This window comes from Proteus columbae, from assembly GCF_002777965.1.
In the GTDB taxonomy this organism is placed as follows: Bacteria; Pseudomonadota; Gammaproteobacteria; order Enterobacterales; family Enterobacteriaceae; genus Proteus; species Proteus columbae.
In genome coordinates this window covers 1-3,162 of record NZ_NGVR01000031.1, presented here as the reverse complement: position 1 = coordinate 3,162, position 3,162 = coordinate 1, and the positions used below count along the sequence as shown (strand labels likewise).

The following is a 3,162-nucleotide window of genomic DNA, read 5'->3' as shown; positions in this document are numbered from 1 at the left end:
CTTTGGCACTGGCGGTAAATATACCCGAGCTATTCAAGCGGTTACCGCATTTACACAAGGTATGATGGGTAACAATATTGTAGCTGCAATTGCTGATGGTTCAGCACCTTATCTTGCCAATGAAGTGAAAAACCAAATTCAGGGTAGCAGTGTTGAAAATGATATTCAGCGCACGATAGCGCATGGTTTTGTGAATGCGGGTCTTGCACTGGCAAAAGGTGAAAATGTGGCAGCACAAGCCACGGGTGCGATGACAGGCGAAACGGTGGGTATTTTATCGCAATCTNTTTGTGAATGCGGGTCTTGCACTGGCAAAAGGTGAAAATGTGGCAGCACAAGCCACGGGTGCGATGACAGGCGAAACGGTGGGTATTTTATCGCAATCTCTTTATGGCAAAACCCCCGAAGAACTGACTGAGACTGAAAAGCAAAATATAAGTGCATGGGCAACGTTAGCTTCAGGCATTGCTGGCGGTTTAATCAGCGATAATAGCGCAGGTGTTGCCAATGCCGCCCAAGCTGGGAAAGTGGTGGTTGAGAATAATTTCTTACATTCTGAACAAATTATTAGTTTTGTCGATACTCACGCGAAAGCTAAGACCCCAGAAGAGAGAAAACAGTTACAACAAGATATTGATAAACTAGACAAGAAACTTCAGGCACAAGCAGAAGGATGGGGCATATCAACCAATGATATGAAGAGCGCTTTAAATAGCTTGAAAACATTGGAAGGTTTGCCAGATTGTAATGCACAATGCCAAGATATGGTGAAAGATTCAATATCTAAACTTGAACCAGCATTAGAAAATAGAATTGCTAAACATTCATCACAAACAGAGAACCTTAAAGAGCTAACGGGTATTTTAGCTACGGTGATTGTACTGAATGAAAGTGGATTGATTGATGGGCGAGCCACTACATCAGGAGGTGGGAAAGGGATATCTAGCAGTATAGGTTCTTTTAAGATTGATAATGCTGTAAAAAGTGGCGGGCAAAAAGGGAAAGAAACTAATTCGATAATTAATCAACCCAATATAACAGTAATCTCACCAGAAATAGAAACCAAGATACTTACGGGACAAAGAGTTGGAAACTCAAATAAATTAATTGGGGGACACTCGCCTTCAGTGAGTAATGAAAATCTAAATTATGCTGTAGAAACAATAAAATTGAATCCAGACGGTACAAGAGTTGTGAAGTTTACTACTCAGTTTCCAGATGGGAACTTATCAAAAATTAAGACAAGTACACTTTTTCCAGAGAATTGGTCAGATAAAAGCATTATTGATTCTGTCAATAAAATTGGTAACTCCTCCGCTATTGGACAAAGAAGCTCAACAGGTGAAACGTTGCATCGTGGTATAATTAATGGTGTAGAAATTGATGTGATTAAAAAAGGAAATCAAGTTACAGCTGGGTATCCTGTTGGTGGAAAACCGACTCCTGGCTTTAATCCAATCGATTGAGGCATGTACATGTATAAAGAATTTGATTTATGTATTACTGATTTTAGTAATGATAATGAACCTGGAGATTATTGGTATGATTGCGCTGTTGTTGAATCTGCTAAAATTTTAAATAAATTCAATGAGCCAGACTGGGTATGCCTATTTAATGAGTTAGCGCATAAATCTATATTTTGGAAAACTAGATTGGTTGAATGTTTGGGGGATTTAAAAAATAGTCATGAGCTAAATATCATTTTATCACTCATTGATACTGATGATTATGATTTATTTATCAGTTGTGTCGACTCGTTAAGATCTATGGATATACGCGGTTTATCTGAAGATGATTTGGGTAAGATTAAAGATAAAATATACCATCTTGAGCAAAATGCTTCTTTACCAGTGAAAAGTATTTTAGAAAACTTTTCACGTAAGTTTAATAGTAAATAATCCCTGTTTTACACAGGGATCTCTCTTCACTGTCTACTTACTCCCTTCTGTCAACCAGATAATCAACTGTCCGGCTTGGCGAGTAAGAGTATAGTGAGTTCTCACCTAAAATCATAATTCTTTCAATTGTTTACCAATAATGGCCAGTTGTGGTACAGGAGGGATCGGCTTTACTGTGGGTAAATCTGCATTTGAGCAACTCAATAATAGTAATGCAGTGACTCAAAAAGGCAGTGTAATTGGTAGTACTGATGGCAGTATCCACATCAGTTCAGGGGATAATCTCACTATTGATGGCAGTGAAATGATAGCCAAAAAAGAGATATCTCTTACAGGGGATTCTGTTGACATTTTGTCCACCGAAAACAGTTACACCGAACTAAGCAAAACCAAAACTAAGCAGAGTGGTTTTACCGTTGCACTAAGTGGTACCGCAGGAAGTGCAATTAATGGTGCTATTGCGGGATACAAAGCAGCCAAAGAAACGGATGATAGCCAAATTAGTACTTTGCAGAGTATTAAAGCAGGGCTTTCGGGTGCTCAGGCAGCAGGTGCAATTGCATTAGATAATGCGCAATCTGGTACTGATAATGAAAGTACAACATTAATTGGCGCTAATGTTGCTTATGGTAAAAGTTCCTCTGAATCTGAACGTGTACAGCAACAAAATATTGCCCAAGGCAGTAGCTTAAGTGCAGGTGAAAACTTCTCTATTACCGCAACAGGAAAAGAGCAAGGCGATATCACCATTACAGGCAGTGAGCTACAGGCGGGGGGTGATCTTACCTTAAGTGCCACGCGAGATATCACATTACAATCAGCACAAAATCAAGAGTCGATAGACAGTAAAAACAGCAGTAAAAGCGCGTCTGTGGGTGTTGGCGTAACCGTGGGCTCGGGGGGAGTTGGGGTTAATATTAATGCCAATGGTAGTCGAGCGAAAGGATTTGAAGATGGCTACCATACTTATTACACCAATAGCACATTAAATGCAGGGCAAACTCTCACATTACAAAGCGGTCAAGATACAACCTTAAAAGGCGTTCAAGCGCAAGGTGATAAAGTTATTGCTAAGGTGGGCGGTGATTTACATCTTGAAAGCCAGCAAGCGATTGATGATTACAAATCGAAACAATCGAGTGAAAGTGCAGGTGGTAGTGTCAATGTAATGGGCACACCCGGAGGTTCGGCAAATATTTCGTTTAGCCGCGATAAAATGGACAGCAAATACCGTTCAGTGGAAGAACAAACAGGCTTATTTGCA

At 39.9% G+C, this 3,162-nt stretch carries 3 protein-coding genes; all 3 read left to right on the top strand.

The features are described 5' to 3' along the window. Positions 1 to 290: 290 nt before the first annotated feature. Positions 291 to 1,466 carry a VENN motif pre-toxin domain-containing protein gene (locus CBE70_RS16640; protein ID WP_100160203.1) on the top strand — a complete coding sequence of 392 codons (1,176 nt, stop codon included), beginning with the start codon at positions 291 to 293 and terminating at the stop codon, positions 1,464 to 1,466. A 9-nt stretch (positions 1,467 to 1,475) separates the two neighbouring features. Beyond that, complete coding sequence (locus tag CBE70_RS16635) at positions 1,476 to 1,898, top strand: hypothetical protein (RefSeq protein WP_100160202.1); 423 nt, start codon at positions 1,476 to 1,478, stop codon at positions 1,896 to 1,898. A 139-nt stretch (positions 1,899 to 2,037) separates the two neighbouring features. Beyond that, the coding region (locus CBE70_RS16630) for a hemagglutinin repeat-containing protein (protein ID WP_198585740.1) at positions 2,038 to 3,162 on the top strand (1,125 nt) is incomplete at its 3' end.